General features: G+C 55.1%; 27 protein-coding genes and 1 pseudogene. All 28 read left to right on the top strand.

What is annotated here, in order from left to right; all coding sequences use genetic code 11:
• Positions 1 to 173 (top strand): annotated as a pseudogene (gene tuf, locus Q0Y02_RS08270) (elongation factor Tu); the annotation flags it as partial.
• Positions 174 to 525: 352 nt separating this feature from the next.
• A complete protein-coding gene (gene rpsJ, locus Q0Y02_RS08265) occupies positions 526 to 837 on the top strand; it encodes a 30S ribosomal protein S10 (RefSeq protein WP_022986497.1) in 312 nt (103 codons plus the stop codon).
• A 43-nt stretch (positions 838 to 880) separates the two neighbouring features.
• Complete coding sequence (gene rplC, locus Q0Y02_RS08260) at positions 881 to 1,516, top strand: 50S ribosomal protein L3 (RefSeq protein ID WP_297766842.1); 636 nt, start codon at positions 881 to 883, stop codon at positions 1,514 to 1,516.
• A 14-nt stretch (positions 1,517 to 1,530) separates the two neighbouring features.
• The gene (gene rplD / locus Q0Y02_RS08255; protein ID WP_035249925.1) at positions 1,531 to 2,133 is read left to right on the top strand and encodes a 50S ribosomal protein L4; all 603 of its coding nucleotides are present in this window, start codon (positions 1,531 to 1,533) and stop codon (positions 2,131 to 2,133) included.
• A complete protein-coding gene (gene rplW, locus Q0Y02_RS08250; RefSeq protein ID WP_035249926.1) occupies positions 2,130 to 2,426 on the top strand; it encodes a 50S ribosomal protein L23 in 297 nt (98 codons plus the stop codon). The genes rplD and rplW overlap by 4 nt, the downstream gene beginning before the upstream one ends.
• 18 nt (positions 2,427 to 2,444) lie before the next feature.
• Positions 2,445 to 3,269: a 50S ribosomal protein L2 gene (gene rplB / locus Q0Y02_RS08245; protein WP_035249927.1), complete on the top strand. Its 825-nt coding sequence runs from the start codon at positions 2,445 to 2,447 to the stop codon at positions 3,267 to 3,269.
• Positions 3,270 to 3,291: 22 nt separating this feature from the next.
• Positions 3,292 to 3,567: a 30S ribosomal protein S19 gene (rpsS, locus tag Q0Y02_RS08240; RefSeq protein ID WP_035249928.1), complete on the top strand. Its 276-nt coding sequence runs from the start codon at positions 3,292 to 3,294 to the stop codon at positions 3,565 to 3,567.
• Positions 3,568 to 3,577: 10 nt separating this feature from the next.
• Positions 3,578 to 3,922, top strand: coding sequence for a 50S ribosomal protein L22 (gene rplV, locus Q0Y02_RS08235; RefSeq protein WP_035249929.1), 345 nt, complete (start codon positions 3,578 to 3,580; stop codon positions 3,920 to 3,922).
• A gap of 4 nt (positions 3,923 to 3,926) precedes the next feature.
• Positions 3,927 to 4,625: a 30S ribosomal protein S3 gene (gene rpsC, locus Q0Y02_RS08230; protein ID WP_035249930.1), complete on the top strand. Its 699-nt coding sequence runs from the start codon at positions 3,927 to 3,929 to the stop codon at positions 4,623 to 4,625.
• A gap of 13 nt (positions 4,626 to 4,638) precedes the next feature.
• Complete coding sequence (rplP, locus tag Q0Y02_RS08225; RefSeq protein ID WP_035249931.1) at positions 4,639 to 5,052, top strand: 50S ribosomal protein L16; 414 nt, start codon at positions 4,639 to 4,641, stop codon at positions 5,050 to 5,052.
• A gap of 3 nt (positions 5,053 to 5,055) precedes the next feature.
• Complete coding sequence (gene rpmC, locus Q0Y02_RS08220) at positions 5,056 to 5,247, top strand: 50S ribosomal protein L29 (protein ID WP_011587694.1); 192 nt, start codon at positions 5,056 to 5,058, stop codon at positions 5,245 to 5,247.
• Positions 5,248 to 5,249: 2 nt separating this feature from the next.
• On the top strand, positions 5,250 to 5,516 hold the full coding sequence (rpsQ, locus tag Q0Y02_RS08215; protein ID WP_290508861.1) for a 30S ribosomal protein S17: 267 nt from the start codon (positions 5,250 to 5,252) through the stop codon (positions 5,514 to 5,516).
• A gap of 50 nt (positions 5,517 to 5,566) precedes the next feature.
• Positions 5,567 to 5,935 (top strand): 50S ribosomal protein L14, encoded by a 369-nt coding sequence (gene rplN / locus Q0Y02_RS08210; protein WP_022986486.1) that lies wholly within the window; start codon positions 5,567 to 5,569, stop codon positions 5,933 to 5,935.
• Positions 5,936 to 5,950: 15 nt separating this feature from the next.
• On the top strand, positions 5,951 to 6,259 hold the full coding sequence (rplX, locus tag Q0Y02_RS08205; RefSeq protein WP_035249933.1) for a 50S ribosomal protein L24: 309 nt from the start codon (positions 5,951 to 5,953) through the stop codon (positions 6,257 to 6,259).
• Between the two features lie 12 nt (positions 6,260 to 6,271).
• Entirely contained in the window at positions 6,272 to 6,811 is a 540-nt protein-coding gene (rplE, locus tag Q0Y02_RS08200; protein ID WP_035249934.1) for a 50S ribosomal protein L5, read from the top strand.
• 11 nt (positions 6,812 to 6,822) lie between these two features.
• On the top strand, positions 6,823 to 7,128 hold the full coding sequence (gene rpsN / locus Q0Y02_RS08195) for a 30S ribosomal protein S14 (protein ID WP_035249935.1): 306 nt from the start codon (positions 6,823 to 6,825) through the stop codon (positions 7,126 to 7,128).
• Between the two features lie 26 nt (positions 7,129 to 7,154).
• Entirely contained in the window at positions 7,155 to 7,547 is a 393-nt protein-coding gene (rpsH, locus tag Q0Y02_RS08190) for a 30S ribosomal protein S8 (protein ID WP_035249936.1), read from the top strand.
• Positions 7,548 to 7,578: 31 nt separating this feature from the next.
• Positions 7,579 to 8,112, top strand: a complete 534-nt coding sequence (rplF, locus tag Q0Y02_RS08185) for a 50S ribosomal protein L6 (protein WP_035249937.1) — start codon at positions 7,579 to 7,581, stop codon at positions 8,110 to 8,112.
• Positions 8,113 to 8,129: 17 nt separating this feature from the next.
• Complete coding sequence (rplR, locus tag Q0Y02_RS08180) at positions 8,130 to 8,480, top strand: 50S ribosomal protein L18 (protein WP_035249939.1); 351 nt, start codon at positions 8,130 to 8,132, stop codon at positions 8,478 to 8,480.
• Positions 8,481 to 8,492: 12 nt separating this feature from the next.
• Positions 8,493 to 8,990 (top strand): 30S ribosomal protein S5, encoded by a 498-nt coding sequence (rpsE, locus tag Q0Y02_RS08175; RefSeq protein WP_035249941.1) that lies wholly within the window; start codon positions 8,493 to 8,495, stop codon positions 8,988 to 8,990.
• A gap of 23 nt (positions 8,991 to 9,013) precedes the next feature.
• Positions 9,014 to 9,196: a 50S ribosomal protein L30 gene (rpmD, locus tag Q0Y02_RS08170; RefSeq protein WP_035249943.1), complete on the top strand. Its 183-nt coding sequence runs from the start codon at positions 9,014 to 9,016 to the stop codon at positions 9,194 to 9,196.
• A 3-nt stretch (positions 9,197 to 9,199) separates the two neighbouring features.
• Positions 9,200 to 9,634 (top strand): 50S ribosomal protein L15, encoded by a 435-nt coding sequence (gene rplO / locus Q0Y02_RS08165; protein WP_035249946.1) that lies wholly within the window; start codon positions 9,200 to 9,202, stop codon positions 9,632 to 9,634.
• A gap of 11 nt (positions 9,635 to 9,645) precedes the next feature.
• Entirely contained in the window at positions 9,646 to 11,028 is a 1,383-nt protein-coding gene (secY, locus tag Q0Y02_RS08160; RefSeq protein WP_035249948.1) for a preprotein translocase subunit SecY, read from the top strand.
• A 17-nt stretch (positions 11,029 to 11,045) separates the two neighbouring features.
• Positions 11,046 to 11,162 carry a 50S ribosomal protein L36 gene (rpmJ, locus tag Q0Y02_RS08155; protein WP_008928865.1) on the top strand — a complete coding sequence of 39 codons (117 nt, stop codon included), beginning with the start codon at positions 11,046 to 11,048 and terminating at the stop codon, positions 11,160 to 11,162.
• A gap of 116 nt (positions 11,163 to 11,278) precedes the next feature.
• Positions 11,279 to 11,635 (top strand): 30S ribosomal protein S13, encoded by a 357-nt coding sequence (rpsM, locus tag Q0Y02_RS08150; protein WP_297766835.1) that lies wholly within the window; start codon positions 11,279 to 11,281, stop codon positions 11,633 to 11,635.
• A 35-nt stretch (positions 11,636 to 11,670) separates the two neighbouring features.
• Positions 11,671 to 12,069 (top strand): 30S ribosomal protein S11, encoded by a 399-nt coding sequence (gene rpsK, locus Q0Y02_RS08145; protein WP_011587706.1) that lies wholly within the window; start codon positions 11,671 to 11,673, stop codon positions 12,067 to 12,069.
• A 16-nt stretch (positions 12,070 to 12,085) separates the two neighbouring features.
• Positions 12,086 to 12,718 carry a 30S ribosomal protein S4 gene (rpsD, locus tag Q0Y02_RS08140; RefSeq protein ID WP_035249952.1) on the top strand — a complete coding sequence of 211 codons (633 nt, stop codon included), beginning with the start codon at positions 12,086 to 12,088 and terminating at the stop codon, positions 12,716 to 12,718.
• A 20-nt stretch (positions 12,719 to 12,738) separates the two neighbouring features.
• Positions 12,739 to 13,746 carry a DNA-directed RNA polymerase subunit alpha gene (gene rpoA / locus Q0Y02_RS08135; protein WP_035249954.1) on the top strand — a complete coding sequence of 336 codons (1,008 nt, stop codon included), beginning with the start codon at positions 12,739 to 12,741 and terminating at the stop codon, positions 13,744 to 13,746.
• Positions 13,747 to 13,760: the final 14 nt, after the last annotated feature.

Genomic DNA, 13,760 nt, shown 5'->3' with positions numbered 1-13,760 from the left:
TAACGGGTGCTTGTACCCTGCCGGAAGGTACCGAAATGGTAATGCCGGGCGACAACGTGCAAATGGACGTTGAGCTGATCGCTCCGATCGCCATGGAAGACGGCCTGCGCTTCGCGATTCGCGAAGGCGGCCGTACCGTTGGCGCCGGTGTGGTTGCCAAAATCACCGAGTAAGTTCTTTCTTGGTGCAAAAAGGGGCCGCCTGGCGGCCCCTTTTTGATGCTGGTGTCAGGCCTTTGGGCGTGTGCCGGCGTGCTCTCGGAATGCCGGGAGCGGGTAGAGGAGTGGGTATAAGGCCGAAGGGTGCTTTATTTTCACTTTTTTGCTGGATTTCCCGGATTTGGGGCAAAAGGCCCTTGCAATGCCCGGGGGGAATGGCTACTATCTGCGCCCTGCTTACGAGCAGTACCAACCGGGGCATTGTTCCCGGGCTTGTTTTGACACCACTAACCTATCCATAGGCGATCAGGTAAGTGGGCTTTTTGCCATATAAATATGGTTCGAAACAGTCTGGAGTTTGTTAGCTATGGCTAACCAAAGAATCCGCATCCGGCTCAAGGCCTTTGATCATCGTCTGATTGATCAGTCCGCCCAAGAGATCGTGGATACGGCTAAACGGACAGGCGCGCAAGTGACGGGTCCTATCCCGCTGCCGACGCGTAAAGAACGCTTTACAGTGCTGATCTCTCCGCACGTAAATAAAGACGCGCGAGATCAGTATGAGATCCGCACCCACAAGCGGCTGGTGGACATCGTCGAGCCTACGGATAAAACCGTGGATGCGCTGATGAAGCTGGATCTGGCTGCTGGTGTGGATGTGCAGATCAGCCTGGGTTAACAACGGGCGGGTATTACCGCGACAGGTTGTGAAGAGGTAAACAATGGCGATTGGTGTGATCGGTCGGAAATGTGGGATGACTCGGGTCTTCACTGAGGAAGGTATCAGTGTTCCCGTGACTGTCATCGAAGTGACCCCGAATCGGGTCTCCCAGCTCAAGGCCGAAGAATCAGATGGCTACCAGGCCGTGCAAGTAACGGTAGGTGAGCGCCGTGCCAGCCGCGTGACCAAGGCGCAAGCCGGTCATTTTGCGAAAGCTGGCGTAGAAGCGGGTCGTGGCGTTTGGGAATTCCGTGCTGAAGCTGGTGAGCTGCAGCCGGGTTCTGAAGTGACCGTCGAAGGGTTTGAAGCAGGTCAGATGATTGATGTGACCGGCACTTCCAAAGGTAAGGGTTTTGCTGGTGGCGTGAAGCGCTGGAACTTCAGCACCCAGGACATGACCCACGGTAACTCCTTGTCTCATCGTGCTCCGGGTTCCATTGGTCAAAACCAGACTCCGGGCCGCGTATTCAAAGGCAAGAAGATGGCTGGCCATATGGGTGCTGAGCGCGTCACTGTCCAGAATCTGGAAGTGGTTCGCGTAGATGCTGATAAGAATCTGTTGCTGGTTAAAGGTGCGGTCCCCGGTGCTACCGGTGGTGATGTGATCGTGCGTCTGGCAGTGAAGGCGAAGGCCTGAAAGAGGAATAGAGGATGAATCTCAATACTGCCTCTGGAGGTACCGTTACCGTTTCCGAAGTCGCCTTCGGCAAGGACTTTAACGAGCCTCTGGTTCATCAGGTTGTGACTGCGTTTCTGGCTGGTGCCCGTCAGGGTACCAAGGCTCAGAAAAATCGCTCTGATGTGAGCGGTGGTGGCCGTAAGCCGTGGCGTCAAAAAGGGACTGGTCGTGCCCGTGCTGGTACGATCCGTAGCCCGATCTGGCGTGGCGGCGGCAAGACGTTTGCAGCGGTGCCGCGTGATCACTCTCAGAAAGTGAACCGCAAGATGTACCGTGGTGCGCTGCAGTGCATCATGTCTGAGCTGGTTCGCCAGGAGCGTCTGATTGTGGTGGATGAATTCACCGTAGACGAGCCGAAAACCAAGGCTGTAGCAGCCAAGCTGAAAGAGCTGGATCTGACTAACGTCCTGATCGTGACTGACAGCGTTGACGAGAACCTGTATCTGGGTTCGCGCAATCTGCCTAAAGTCGACGTGCGTGATGCTGACGGCGTTGATCCGGTGAGCCTGATTGCTTTCGAGAAGGTGCTCGTTACTGTGCCGGCTCTTAAGAAGCTTGAGGAGGCGCTGGCATGAACCAGGAACGTATTTTGAAAGTGCTGCGTGCTGCGCACGTTTCTGAGAAGGCAACAGTGCTTGCCGATCAGAATGGCACCTTCGTGTTTAAAGTGGCTAAAGATGCGAACAAGCTGGAAATCAAAAAGGCAGTTGAAGCCCTTTTTGAAGTGAAAGTGAAGGCTGTTCGTACCGCCAACATGAAAGGCAAGTCCAAATTCTTTGGTCGCGTAGCTGGTAAGCGCGCTGACTGGAAGAAGGCCTATGTTTCCCTTGAGGAAGGCCAGGACATTGACTTCCTGGGCGCAGAGTAAGGAAGGGAGTAAGGAATAATGGCGATTGTGAAGTGCAAGCCGACTTCTCCGGGCCGCCGCTTTGTAGTCAAGGTGGTCAACGAAGATCTGCATAAAGGTGCTCCCTACGCGCCGCTGTTGGAAGCCAAGAGCAAAAACGGTGGTCGTAACAACAATGGTCGTATCACCACTCGTCACAAGGGTGGTGGTCACAAGCAGAAGTATCGCTTGGTCGACTTCCGTCGCAACAAGGACGGTGTTGTAGGCATTGTTGAGCGCCTGGAATACGATCCGAACCGTTCCGCGCACATTGCGCTGGTCAAGTACCTGGACGGTGAGCGTCGCTACATTCTGGCCCCCAAGGGCCTGCAAGCGGAAGACCGCATCCAGTCCGGCGAAGATGCGCCGATCAAGCTGGGTAACGCCTTGCCGCTGCGTAATATTCCGCTGGGTTCCACTGTCCACAATGTGGAGATGAAGCCTGGTAAAGGTGGTCAAATCGCTCGCTCTGCAGGGACATCCGTGCAGGTTCTGGCGAAAGACGGCCAGTACGTAACTCTGCGTCTTCGCTCCGGCGAAATGCGCAAGGTGCATGCTGACTGCAAGGCTACCATCGGTGCAGTATCCAACAGTGAGCATAGTTTGCGCTCGCTGGGTAAAGCGGGTGCAACGCGCTGGCGGGGTGTTCGACCCACTGTTCGCGGTGCGGCGATGAACCCGGTCGACCACCCACATGGTGGTGGTGAAGGGCGCTCTTCTGGTGGCCGTCATCCGGTAACCCCTTGGGGTGTGCCGACTAAGGGCTACAAGACCCGTACAAACAAGCGCACGACCAAAATGATTGTGCGTGACCGTCGTAAGTAAGGGATAAAGAGAGGTTCAGGCTGTGCCACGTTCACTGAAAAAAGGTCCTTTTGTGGATCACCACCTGCTCAGCAAGGTGGAAGATGCGGTGGAAGCCGGCTCCCGTAAGCCGATTAAAACCTGGTCCCGTCGCTCCATGATCGTTCCGGAGATGGTGGGTCTGACAATTGCTGTGCATAACGGCAAACAGCATGTACCGGTAATGGTTACCGAGCACATGGTGGGCCACAAGTTGGGCGAATTCGCCCTGACCCGCACCTACCGCGGGCATATCGTGGACAAAAAGGCTAAGCGATAAGGTGACAGCCATGGCTACTGAAGTTGCAGCCCGTCTGCGCGGCGCAAGAATTTCGGCTCAGAAAGCCCGCCTCGTAGCGGACCAGGTCCGAGGCCTGGAAGTCGAGAAGGCGCTGAATCTTCTGGAATTCAGCCCGAAGAAGGCGGCAAAAATCGTTAAGAAAGTGCTGGAGTCCGCGATTGCAAATGCGGAAAACAACGACGGCGCTGACGTTGATGAGCTGAAGGTGTCCACGATTTGCGTGGATGAAGGCATGACCATGAAGCGTATTCGTCCGCGCGCCAAAGGCCGCGCTGACCGAATCCTCAAGCGTACTTGCCACATTACTGTGAAAGTCTCAGAAGGTCAGGAGTAACCAGATGGGTCAGAAAGTTCATCCGGTCGGTATTCGCCTTGGCATTGTCAAAGAGCACAACTCGCTTTGGTATGCCGGACCGAAGTCTTACGCAGACTGCCTGGTTACCGACCTGCAGGTACGAGAGTTCCTGTTTAAGCGTTTGAAGAATGCGTCGGTGAGCCGTATCAAGATTGAGCGTCCGTCAGAAAACGTGCGCATCACTATTGCTACCGCTCGACCGGGCATCGTGATTGGTAAGAAAGGCGAAGATGTCGAACGCCTGCGCCGCGATGTGGCCGCCCAGATGGGTGTGCCAGTTCACATCAACATCGAGGAAGTGCGCAAGCCCGACCTGGATGCGCGCCTGGTAGGTGACAATGTCGCTGGTCAGCTGGAGCGCCGAGTGATGTTTCGTCGCGCCATGAAGCGTGCGGTTCAGAACGCCATGAAGTCCGGTGCTGAAGGTATCAGAATTCAGCTGTCCGGTCGTCTGGGTGGTGCAGAAATTGCGCGTACCGAATGGTACCGCGAAGGCCGAGTGCCTCTGCATACTTTGCGTGCCGACATCGATTACGCAAGCGTACGTGCTGAAACTACGTACGGCACTATCGGTATCAAGGTGTGGATCTTCCGTGGCGAAGTGCTTGGTGGCATGGAGCAGGTTCAGAAGGAAGAGCAGCAGAAGCAGTCCAAGGGCGCGAAGAAGCGCGGCCGCGGTTAAAGGGTAACGAACGATGTTGCAGCCGAAGCGTACCAAATTCCGGAAAGTGATGAAGGGCCGTAACCGCGGCCTGGCACAGCGGGGCAGCAAAGTGTCTTTTGGCACTATTGGACTGCAAGCTACCGGTCGTGGCCGTATTACTGCGCGCCAGATCGAAGCGGCCCGTCGTGCAATGACCCGCCACATCAAACGTGGTGGTAAAATTTGGATCCGGGTTTTCCCGGACAAGCCGATTACCAAGAAGCCTCTTGAAGTGCGGATGGGTAAAGGTAAGGGTTCTGTAGAGTATTGGGTAGCCCAGATTCAACCGGGCAAGATGCTTTACGAAATGGAAGGTGTGTCAGAAGACGTTGCGCGTGAAGCGTTCCGTCTGGCCGCGGCCAAGCTGCCGGTAAGCACCCGTGTCGTTACTCGGACGGTGATGTAAGCCATGAAAGCGAGCGAGCTGAAAGAAAAGAGTGTCGAAGAGCTGCAGCAGACGCAAATCGAGCTGCTTGAAGAACAATTCAAGCTGCGTATGAAGAGCGCGTCCGGTCAGATTTCTAAAACCCATGAGCTTGGGACGGTTCGCCGCAATATTGCGCGCGTTAAGACCATTCTGAGAGAGAAGCAGGGTAACTAGTCATGGCAGAGGCGAATACAATGCGCCGGACCGCTACCGGCAAAGTCATCTCTAATAAAGGTGACAAAACTATCACTGTGTTGGTAGAGCGCCGGGTCCAGCACCCGATTTACGGCAAGATCATCAAGCGTTCCACGAAACTGATGGCGCACGATGAAGAGAATGCATGTCGTGAAGGTGACCTGGTCACCATTGAGGAGTGCCGGCCGCTGTCCAAACGCAAGACCTGGATGCTGGTAAACGTAGTTGAACAGGCGAACGAAGCCTGACGGACCGTTGCTGTGGCTGCCTGTAAAGGCAGAGTTGGAGAGATTTAGCGATGATTCAGACCGAAAGCATGCTCGAAGTCGCCGATAACAGCGGCGCCCGTCGGGTACAGTGCATCAAAGTGCTGGGTGGTTCTCACCGCCGCTATGCAGGCATTGGTGACATCATCAAGGTCACAGTGAAGGAAGCAATTCCGCGCGGCCGTGTAAAGAAAGGTGATGTAATGACCGCTGTGGTCGTGCGTACCCGTAAGGGTGTGCGTCGTCCAGACGGTTCACTGATTCGTTTCGACGAAAACGCCGCGGTGCTTTTGAACAACAATAAAGCACCGATCGGTACCCGGATCTTCGGCCCGGTAACGCGGGAGCTGCGTACCGAGCAGTTTATGAAGATCATCTCCCTGGCACCTGAAGTTCTGTAAAGGCGGGTGAAGGTAATGCTCAAGATTAAGCGTGATGACGAAGTCATTGTAATTGCGGGAAAGGACAAAGGTAAGCGTGGCTCTGTTCAGCAGGTTCTGGACAATGGTCGCCTCATCGTTGCTGGCGTCAACATGGTTAAAAAACATGTTAAGGCCAATCCTAACCGTGGTACTCAAGGCGGCATCGTAGAACAGGAAGCATCGCTAAACGCTTCCAACGTTGCCATCTGGAACCCCAAGACGCAGAAAGCGGATCGTGTGGGCTTCCGTTTTGAAGACGGCAACAAAGTGCGTTTCTTCAAGTCCAACGGCGAAACGCTGTAGGTTAGGTGACCCATGAGTGATCTGAAAAAGATTTATCAAAACGACATCGTGCCCAAGCTGAAAGAAGAGCTTGGCCTCGGTAATATCATGGAAGTGCCAAAGATCACCAAGATCACCCTGAACATGGGTGTTGGTGAAGCTTCCGCGGATCGTAAGGCGATGGATGGTGCCCTGGCGGACATGACTGCAATTTCCGGTCAGAAGCCCCTGGTAACCAACGCGCGCAAGTCTGTAGCAGGCTTCAAGATCCGTGAAGGTTGGCCGATTGGCTGTAAGGTAACCCTGCGTGGCGAGAGAATGTATGAATTCCTCGAGCGTCTGGTTTCCATCGCCATTCCGCGTATTCGCGACTTCCGTGGTCTGAATCCGAAATCCTTTGACGGCCGTGGTAATTATTCCATGGGGCTGCGCGAGCAGATCGTGTTCCCGGAAATTGATTTCGATAAAGTCGACAAGCTGCGTGGTATGGATATCACCATTACCACCACAGCGAAAAGCGACGACCAAGCACGGGCGCTGCTGCGCGCCTTCAACTTCCCGCTGAAGGGCTAAGAGGATTTATCATGGCTAAAGAATCCATGAAAAACCGGGAAGCAAAACGCGCTAAGCTGGTTAAGCGTTTTGCCGCCAAGCGTGCAGCGCTTAAGGCGATTATCCAGGATCCCAATGCAGAACCTGAAGCGAAGTGGGATGCTCAGCTTCAGCTGCAAAAATTGCCGCGCGATTCTTCCCCGGTTCGTCAGCGTAACCGCTGTCGTATCACCGGTCGTCCGCACGGCTACTACCGCAAGTTCGGCCTGAGCCGGATCAAGCTGCGTGAAGCAGCGATGCGCGGTGATGTTCCCGGTCTGGTTAAAGCCAGCTGGTAAGCAAAGTTAAGCGGAGCGATTGCGGCATGAGCATGCAAGATACCATGGCGGATATGTTAACTCGTATCCGTAACGCCCAGATGGCCGAGAAAGTACAGGTCGAGATTCCTGCCTCCAAGGCAAAGGAAGCTGTAGCCAAAGTACTGAAGGAAGAGGGCTTCATTGCTGATTACAAGATCAGCGATGACAAGAAACCGGTAATGACGGTTGAGCTTAAGTATTTCGAAGGCAGCCCGGTGATTGACACTATCAAACGGGTAAGTCGTCCTGGTCTGCGGGTCTACAAGGCCGCGGGTGAGATTCCCAAGGTCAAAGGTGGCCTGGGTATCATGATCGTATCCACCAATCAGGGCATTATTTCTGACCGCGCAGCGCGCAAAGCCAATGTTGGTGGCGAGCTGATCTGCGAAGTGTCCTAACAGAAGTGGCGTAGACGGGTTAGGTGCAGCAATGTCTAGAGTAGCTAAAAGTCCGGTAAATCTGCCGAAGGGCGTCGAAGTTAAAGTCGACGGCCAGAAAGTCACCGTTAAAGGTGGCAAAGGCAGCCTGGAGCACGAAGTACACGAGCTGGTAGCCGTGTCCCTGGATGACGGTGTGGTATCAGTTAAGCCGCACGATGATTCCCAGAAGGCATGGGCGTTGGCGGGAACTTCTCGTGCTCTGCTGAATAACATGGTGACTGGCGTTGCCGAAGGGTTCGAGCGTAAGCTTCAGCTCCTCGGTGTGGGTTATCGCGCGCAGGCTCAGGGCAAGGTACTGAACCTGACCCTCGGTTTCTCCCATCCGGTAGCTTTCGAGTTGCCCGAAGGGATTACCGTTGAAACCCCGAGCCAGACCGAAATTGTCATTAAAGGCATTGATAAGCAGCTGGTTGGTCAGGTTGCTGCCAATGTTCGGGCCTTCCGTCCGCCTGAGCCCTACAAGGGTAAAGGGGTGCGCTATGCTGATGAGCAAGTGCGCCGTAAGGAAGCCAAGAAGAAATAATTGTCGAGATTGATGCCATGAAAGACAAAAAAGTTTCACGTCTACGCAGGGCCAAGCGCACTCGCCTGAAGATTCGCGAGCTGGGCGAAGTTCGCCTTTGCGTACATCGTACCCCGCGTCATATTTATGCGCAGGTGATCTCTGTCGCTGGTGACCAGGTACTGGCATCTGCAAGCACGGTCGAAAAAGATCTGCGTGCAGACGCGACAGGCAATGCTGACGCAGCGGTTAAAGTTGGCCAGCTGATCGCTCAGCGTGCCAAGGAAGCGGGCATTGAGCGCGTAGCCTTTGACCGTTCTGGTTTCAAATATCACGGCCGTGTTAAAGCGCTGGCGGATGCCGCGCGTGAAAACGGTCTTGAATTCTAAGGGTGCTTGGTTATGGCGAAGGTTGATCCCAACGAAGGTCTGCAGGAAAAGCTGGTTCAGGTAAACCGGGTTGCTAAAGTTGTTAAAGGCGGCCGTATTTTCGGTTTTACCGCGTTGACCGTAGTGGGTGACGGCAAGGGTAAGGTCGGCTTTGGTCGTGGTAAGGCCCGTGAAGTGCCTGCTGCTATCCAGAAAGCCCTGGAAGCTGCCCGCCGCAACATGATTCAGGTGGAGCTGAATGGCACCACCATCCAGCACCCCATGAAGGCCCGTCACGGTGCCTCCAAGGTGTATATGCAGCCGGCCGATGACGGTACCGGTGTAATTGCCGGCGGTGCCATGCGCGCCGTGCTGGAAGTCGCAGGCGTTCAGAATGTACTGGCCAAGTGCTATGGCTCCACCAACCCGGTAAACGTGGTTCGGGCTACTTTTAATGGCCTGAAGTCCATGGCTTCTCCGGAGTCTGTGGCAGCCAAGCGTGGCAAGTCTGTCGAAGACATTCTGAACTAAGCGCAGATAACGGAATCGTTACGATGGCTGATAAGATCAAGGTAAAGCTGGTTAAGAGCATCAACGGCCGGCTGGAAAAGCATAGGGCCTCTGTGCGCGGTCTCGGTCTGCGCCGCATTGGCCACACTGTGGAAGTTGAAGATACCCCGGCAGTACGCGGCATGATCAACAAGGTCGCGTATCTGGTGCAGGTAGAGGGAGAATAAGTGATGCGTCTGAATGATCTGCATCCCGCTGAAGGTTCCCGTCCGGACGCCAAGCGCGTTGGTCGTGGTATCGGCTCCGGCCTGGGCAAGACCGGTGGTCGCGGCCACAAGGGTCAGAAGTCCCGTTCCGGCGGTACTGTGAAGCCCGGTTTCGAGGGTGGCCAAATGCCGCTGCAGCGTCGTGTGCCGAAGTTCGGTTTCACGTCCAAGCTGGCTATGGGCACTGCGGAAGTTCGCCTGGCTGAACTTGCCAAAGTAGACGGCGACGTGATTGACCTGGCCGCCCTCAAAGCAGCCAATGTTGTGCGTCGTGACATGAAGCGCGCCAAGATTGTTCTGCAGGGCGAAATCGACCGTGCAGTGACCATTCGCGGCGTAGCGATCAGCAAAGGCGCCCGCGAAGCGGTCGAAAAAGCTGGCGGTAAAGTCGAAGAATAAGGCAGCGCTTTATGGCGAAGAATCGCGCTCAGACACTGAATGGTGGTCCGCCGAAAGCTGACAGCAGCGCAATGCGTGAGCTGTGGCGGCGAATCGGTTTTCTGTTGGGCGCCCTGGTGGTGTTCCGGATCGGGGCACACATCCCGGTCCCGGGCATGAACCCGGAAGCGTTGCAACAGATGTTCAACAACAACCGGGACACCATTCTTGGCCTGTTCAACATGTTTTCCGGGGGTTCCCTGGAACGCATGAGTATTTTTGCGTTGGGCATCATGCCCTATATTACTGCCAGCATCGTGATTCAGCTGATGACGGCAGTAGTGCCCACCCTGGAGCAGCTCCGCAAGGAAGGCGAACAGGGTCGGCGCAAGATAACTCAGTACACCCGTTATTTGACGGTAGTACTGGGTGGCATCCAGTCCTTCGGCATGGTGGCCGGACTGAACAGCCAGGGCATTACGCTGCTGCCGGAAACGGCCAGCACCATGCAGGTTGCCAGCTTCTACTTTGTCGCTGTCACCACCTTGCTGACCGGTACCGTATTCCTGATGTGGTTGGGTGAGCAGATTACCGAGCGTGGAATTGGCAATGGTATTTCCATGCTGATCTTCGCTTCCATCGTGTCAGGCCTGCCTGGCGCCATTGCACAGACCTTCGAGTCTGCGCGTACTGGTGACCTGAGCCTGATCATGATGTTGTTTGTGTTCCTGGTAGCCCTCGCCGTTATTTTCGGGGTGGTCTTCATGGAGCGTGGACAGCGCCGTATTACGGTGAATTATGCCCGTCGTCAGCAGGGACGTCGTGTGTATGCAGCGCAGCAGAGTCATCTGCCGCTGAAGGTGAACATGGCAGGTGTTATTCCGGCTATCTTTGCCAGCTCCATACTGCTGTTTCCGGCATCTCTGACCCAGTGGTTCAGTGATTCCAATCCGGATTCCTGGTGGGGTCAGGCACTGAGAAACGTGAGTGATGCTCTGCTGCCGGGTACGCCGCTCTATATCTTGCTGTTTACCCTGGCAATCGTGTTCTTCTGCTACTTTTATACTGCGCTGGTGTTCAATCCGAAGGATGTCGCAGACAACCTGAAGAAATCCGGCGCTTATATTCCGGGCATTCGCCCGGGCGAGCAATCTGCTCGCTATATCGACACAGTGATGGGCCGTTTGACCCTGATCGGTTCGGTATACATGACGCTGGTGTGCTTGCTGCCGCTGGGTCTGCAGGCAGTTGCCAACGTGCCTTTCTATCTGGGCGGCACCTCCCTGCTGATTGTAGTGGTGGTAGTGATGGACTTCTGGTCGCAGGTTAATTCGCACCTGACGTCCACCCAGTATGAGAAGTTGATGAAGAAATCCAACCTGAAAGGGTATGGTGGCACCGGTCTGGTGCGTTAACGAACGAGGCGAGTGCGATGAAAGTTCAGGCTTCTGTGAAGAAGATCTGCCGAAACTGCAAAGTGATCCGTCGTAAGGGTCGCGTCATGGTTATCTGCAGTGCCGAACCCCGGCACAAGCAGCGCCAGGGTTAAGGTTACGTCTTCTTTTAAGTGTTTGGTTGAAATTCAGTCGGCGTAGCGCTAGACTCTGCCGCCTTTCGGCGCCCTTGAGTCTGGCGCCACCCGTTTTGTGAATCGGAGATATTCGGATGGCCCGTATTGCAGGCGTTAACATCCCGGAAAATAAGCACACGGTGATCTCTCTCACCTACATCTTCGGGATCGGTCGTACCCGTGCAGCTGAGATCTGTACAGCGGCCGGTATTGATCAGACCGCGAAAGTGCGTGATCTGAGCGGTGAACAACTTGACGTCATTCGTGGCGAAGTAGCCAAGTTGTCTACTGAAGGTGACCTGCGCCGGGAAATCACCATGAACATCAAGCGTCTGATGGACCTCGGTTGCTACCGTGGTATCCGTCATCGTCGCGGCTTGCCACTGCGTGGCCAGCGTACCAAGACCAATGCTCGGACTCGTAAAGGTCCGCGTAAACCGATTCGCAAATAAGCTGAAACGTCAGCGGCTGGATTTGGATAGGCATTATGGCTAAGTCAAAGAAAGATAGTGGCGCACGTCGTAAGAAGGTAACGCGTACCGTTGCAGACGGTATCGCCCACGTGCACGCATCCTTCAACAATACCATCATCACCATCACTGATCGTCAGGGCAATGCGTTGTCCTGGGCGACCTCCGGTGGCGCTGGTTTCCGTGGTTCCCGTAAGAGCACCCCGTTTGCTGCCCAGGTGGCTGCTGAAAACGCGGGTAATGCTGCCAAGGACTACGGTCTCAAAAATTTGGAAGTACGGGTAAAAGGCCCTGGCCCAGGTCGCGAATCTTCCATTCGTGCTCTGAATGGCTGTGGCTACAAGATTACCCATATTGAGGACGTTACGCCGATTCCGCATAACGGCTGTCGTCCGCCCAAAAAGCGTCGCGTGTAACGGGAGTTAAAGCAAGATGGCAAGATACATCGGTCCCAAGTGCAAGCTTTCCCGTCGTGAAGGCACCGATCTGTTCCTGAAGAGCGGTATCCGCCCTCTGGAATCCAAGTGTAAAGCCGAGCAGGCACCCGGTCAGGCAGCTGGCGCTAGCGGTCGTCGTCCGGCTCGTTTGTCAGATTACGGTGTGCAGCTCCGCGAGAAGCAGAAAGTTCGTCGTACCTATGGTGTGCTGGAAAAGCAGTTCCGTAGCTACTACAAGAAAGCGGCTTCCTCCAAGGGTGCAACTGGCGAAGTCCTGCTGCAGCTGCTTGAAGGTCGTCTGGATAACGTGGTTTACCGCATGGGCTTCGGCTCTACCCGCGCTGAAGCGCGTCAGCTGGTAAGTCATCGTGCGATTCTGGTCAACGGTCAGTCTGTCAACGTGGCTTCCTACCAGGTTAAGCCGGGTGACATCATCACCGTTCGCGAGAAGTCCAAAGCTCAGTTGCGCGTGAAAAACGCCATGGAGCTGGCTCAGCAGCGTGGCTTTATGCCTTGGCTCGAAGTTGACGAGAAAAAGCTGGAAGGTACCTACAAGGCTAAGCCTGAGCGTATCGACCTGCCTGCCGAGATCAACGAAAATCTGATCGTCGAGCTGTACTCCAAGTAAGGACTGCCTGAGGGATCTCTATGACCGCCGTGAACGACTTTCTCACGCCCCGCTCGATCGCGGTCAACGCGATCAATCAGAACCATGCAAAGGTGGTTCTGGAACCGCTGGAGCGTGGCTTTGGCCACACCCTGGGGACTGCGCTGCGTCGCATCCTGATCTCCAGTATGCCCGGCTGTGCGATCACCGAAGTGGAGATCGACGGGGTACAGCACGAATACTCTTCCATCGAAGGGGTTCAGGAAGATGTGATCAACATCATGCTGAACCTGAAGGGCGTTGCCCTGAAGATGGAAGATCGCGAAGAAGCAACGCTGGAACTGGTCAAGAAAGGCCCGGGTGTTGTCACCGCGAGCGATATCCAGCGTGATCACAGTGTTGAGATCGTCAACCCGGATCATCTGATTTGCACCATCACTGGCGACACCGAACTGCGTGTGAAGCTGAAGGTGCAGAAGGGTCGCGGTTATGTGGCCGCTGATGCCCGTCAGTCAGATGATGACGAAACCCGCGGTATTGGCCGACTGCAGCTGGATGCCAGCTACAGCCCGGTTCGTCGTGTGGCTTACGTGGTCGAAGCCGCTCGTGTAGAGCAGCGTACTGACCTGGATAAACTGGTTATCGATCTGGAAACAGACGGTACCATCGATCCGGAAGAAGCGATTCGTCGTGCAGCAACAATTCTGCAGCAGCAGATCGCGGTGTTTGTAGACCTGGAACAGGATGCCAAGCCTGAGCCGAAGCAGGAGCGTGAGGAAATTGATCCTATCCTGCTGCGTCCGGTGGATGATCTTGAGCTGACGGTTCGCTCCGCTAACTGTTTGAAAGCGGAAAACATCTACTACATCGGTGATCTGGTACAGCGTACCGAGGTGGAGCTGCTGAAAACCCCGAACCTGGGTAAGAAGTCGCTGACCGAGATCAAAGATGTGTTGGCCTCCAAGGGCTTGTCACTGGGCATGCGTCTCGAGAACTGGCCGCCGGTCAGTCTCCGTGATGATGACCGGTTGAACACCAAATTGCGCTAATTAGTTGTTGTGGA

Origin of the sequence: uncultured Alcanivorax sp. (assembly GCF_947258575.1) — a bacterium.
In the GTDB taxonomy this organism is placed as follows: domain Bacteria; phylum Pseudomonadota; class Gammaproteobacteria; order Pseudomonadales; family Alcanivoracaceae; genus Alcanivorax.
This window is presented reverse-complemented; position numbering and strand designations above follow the sequence as displayed.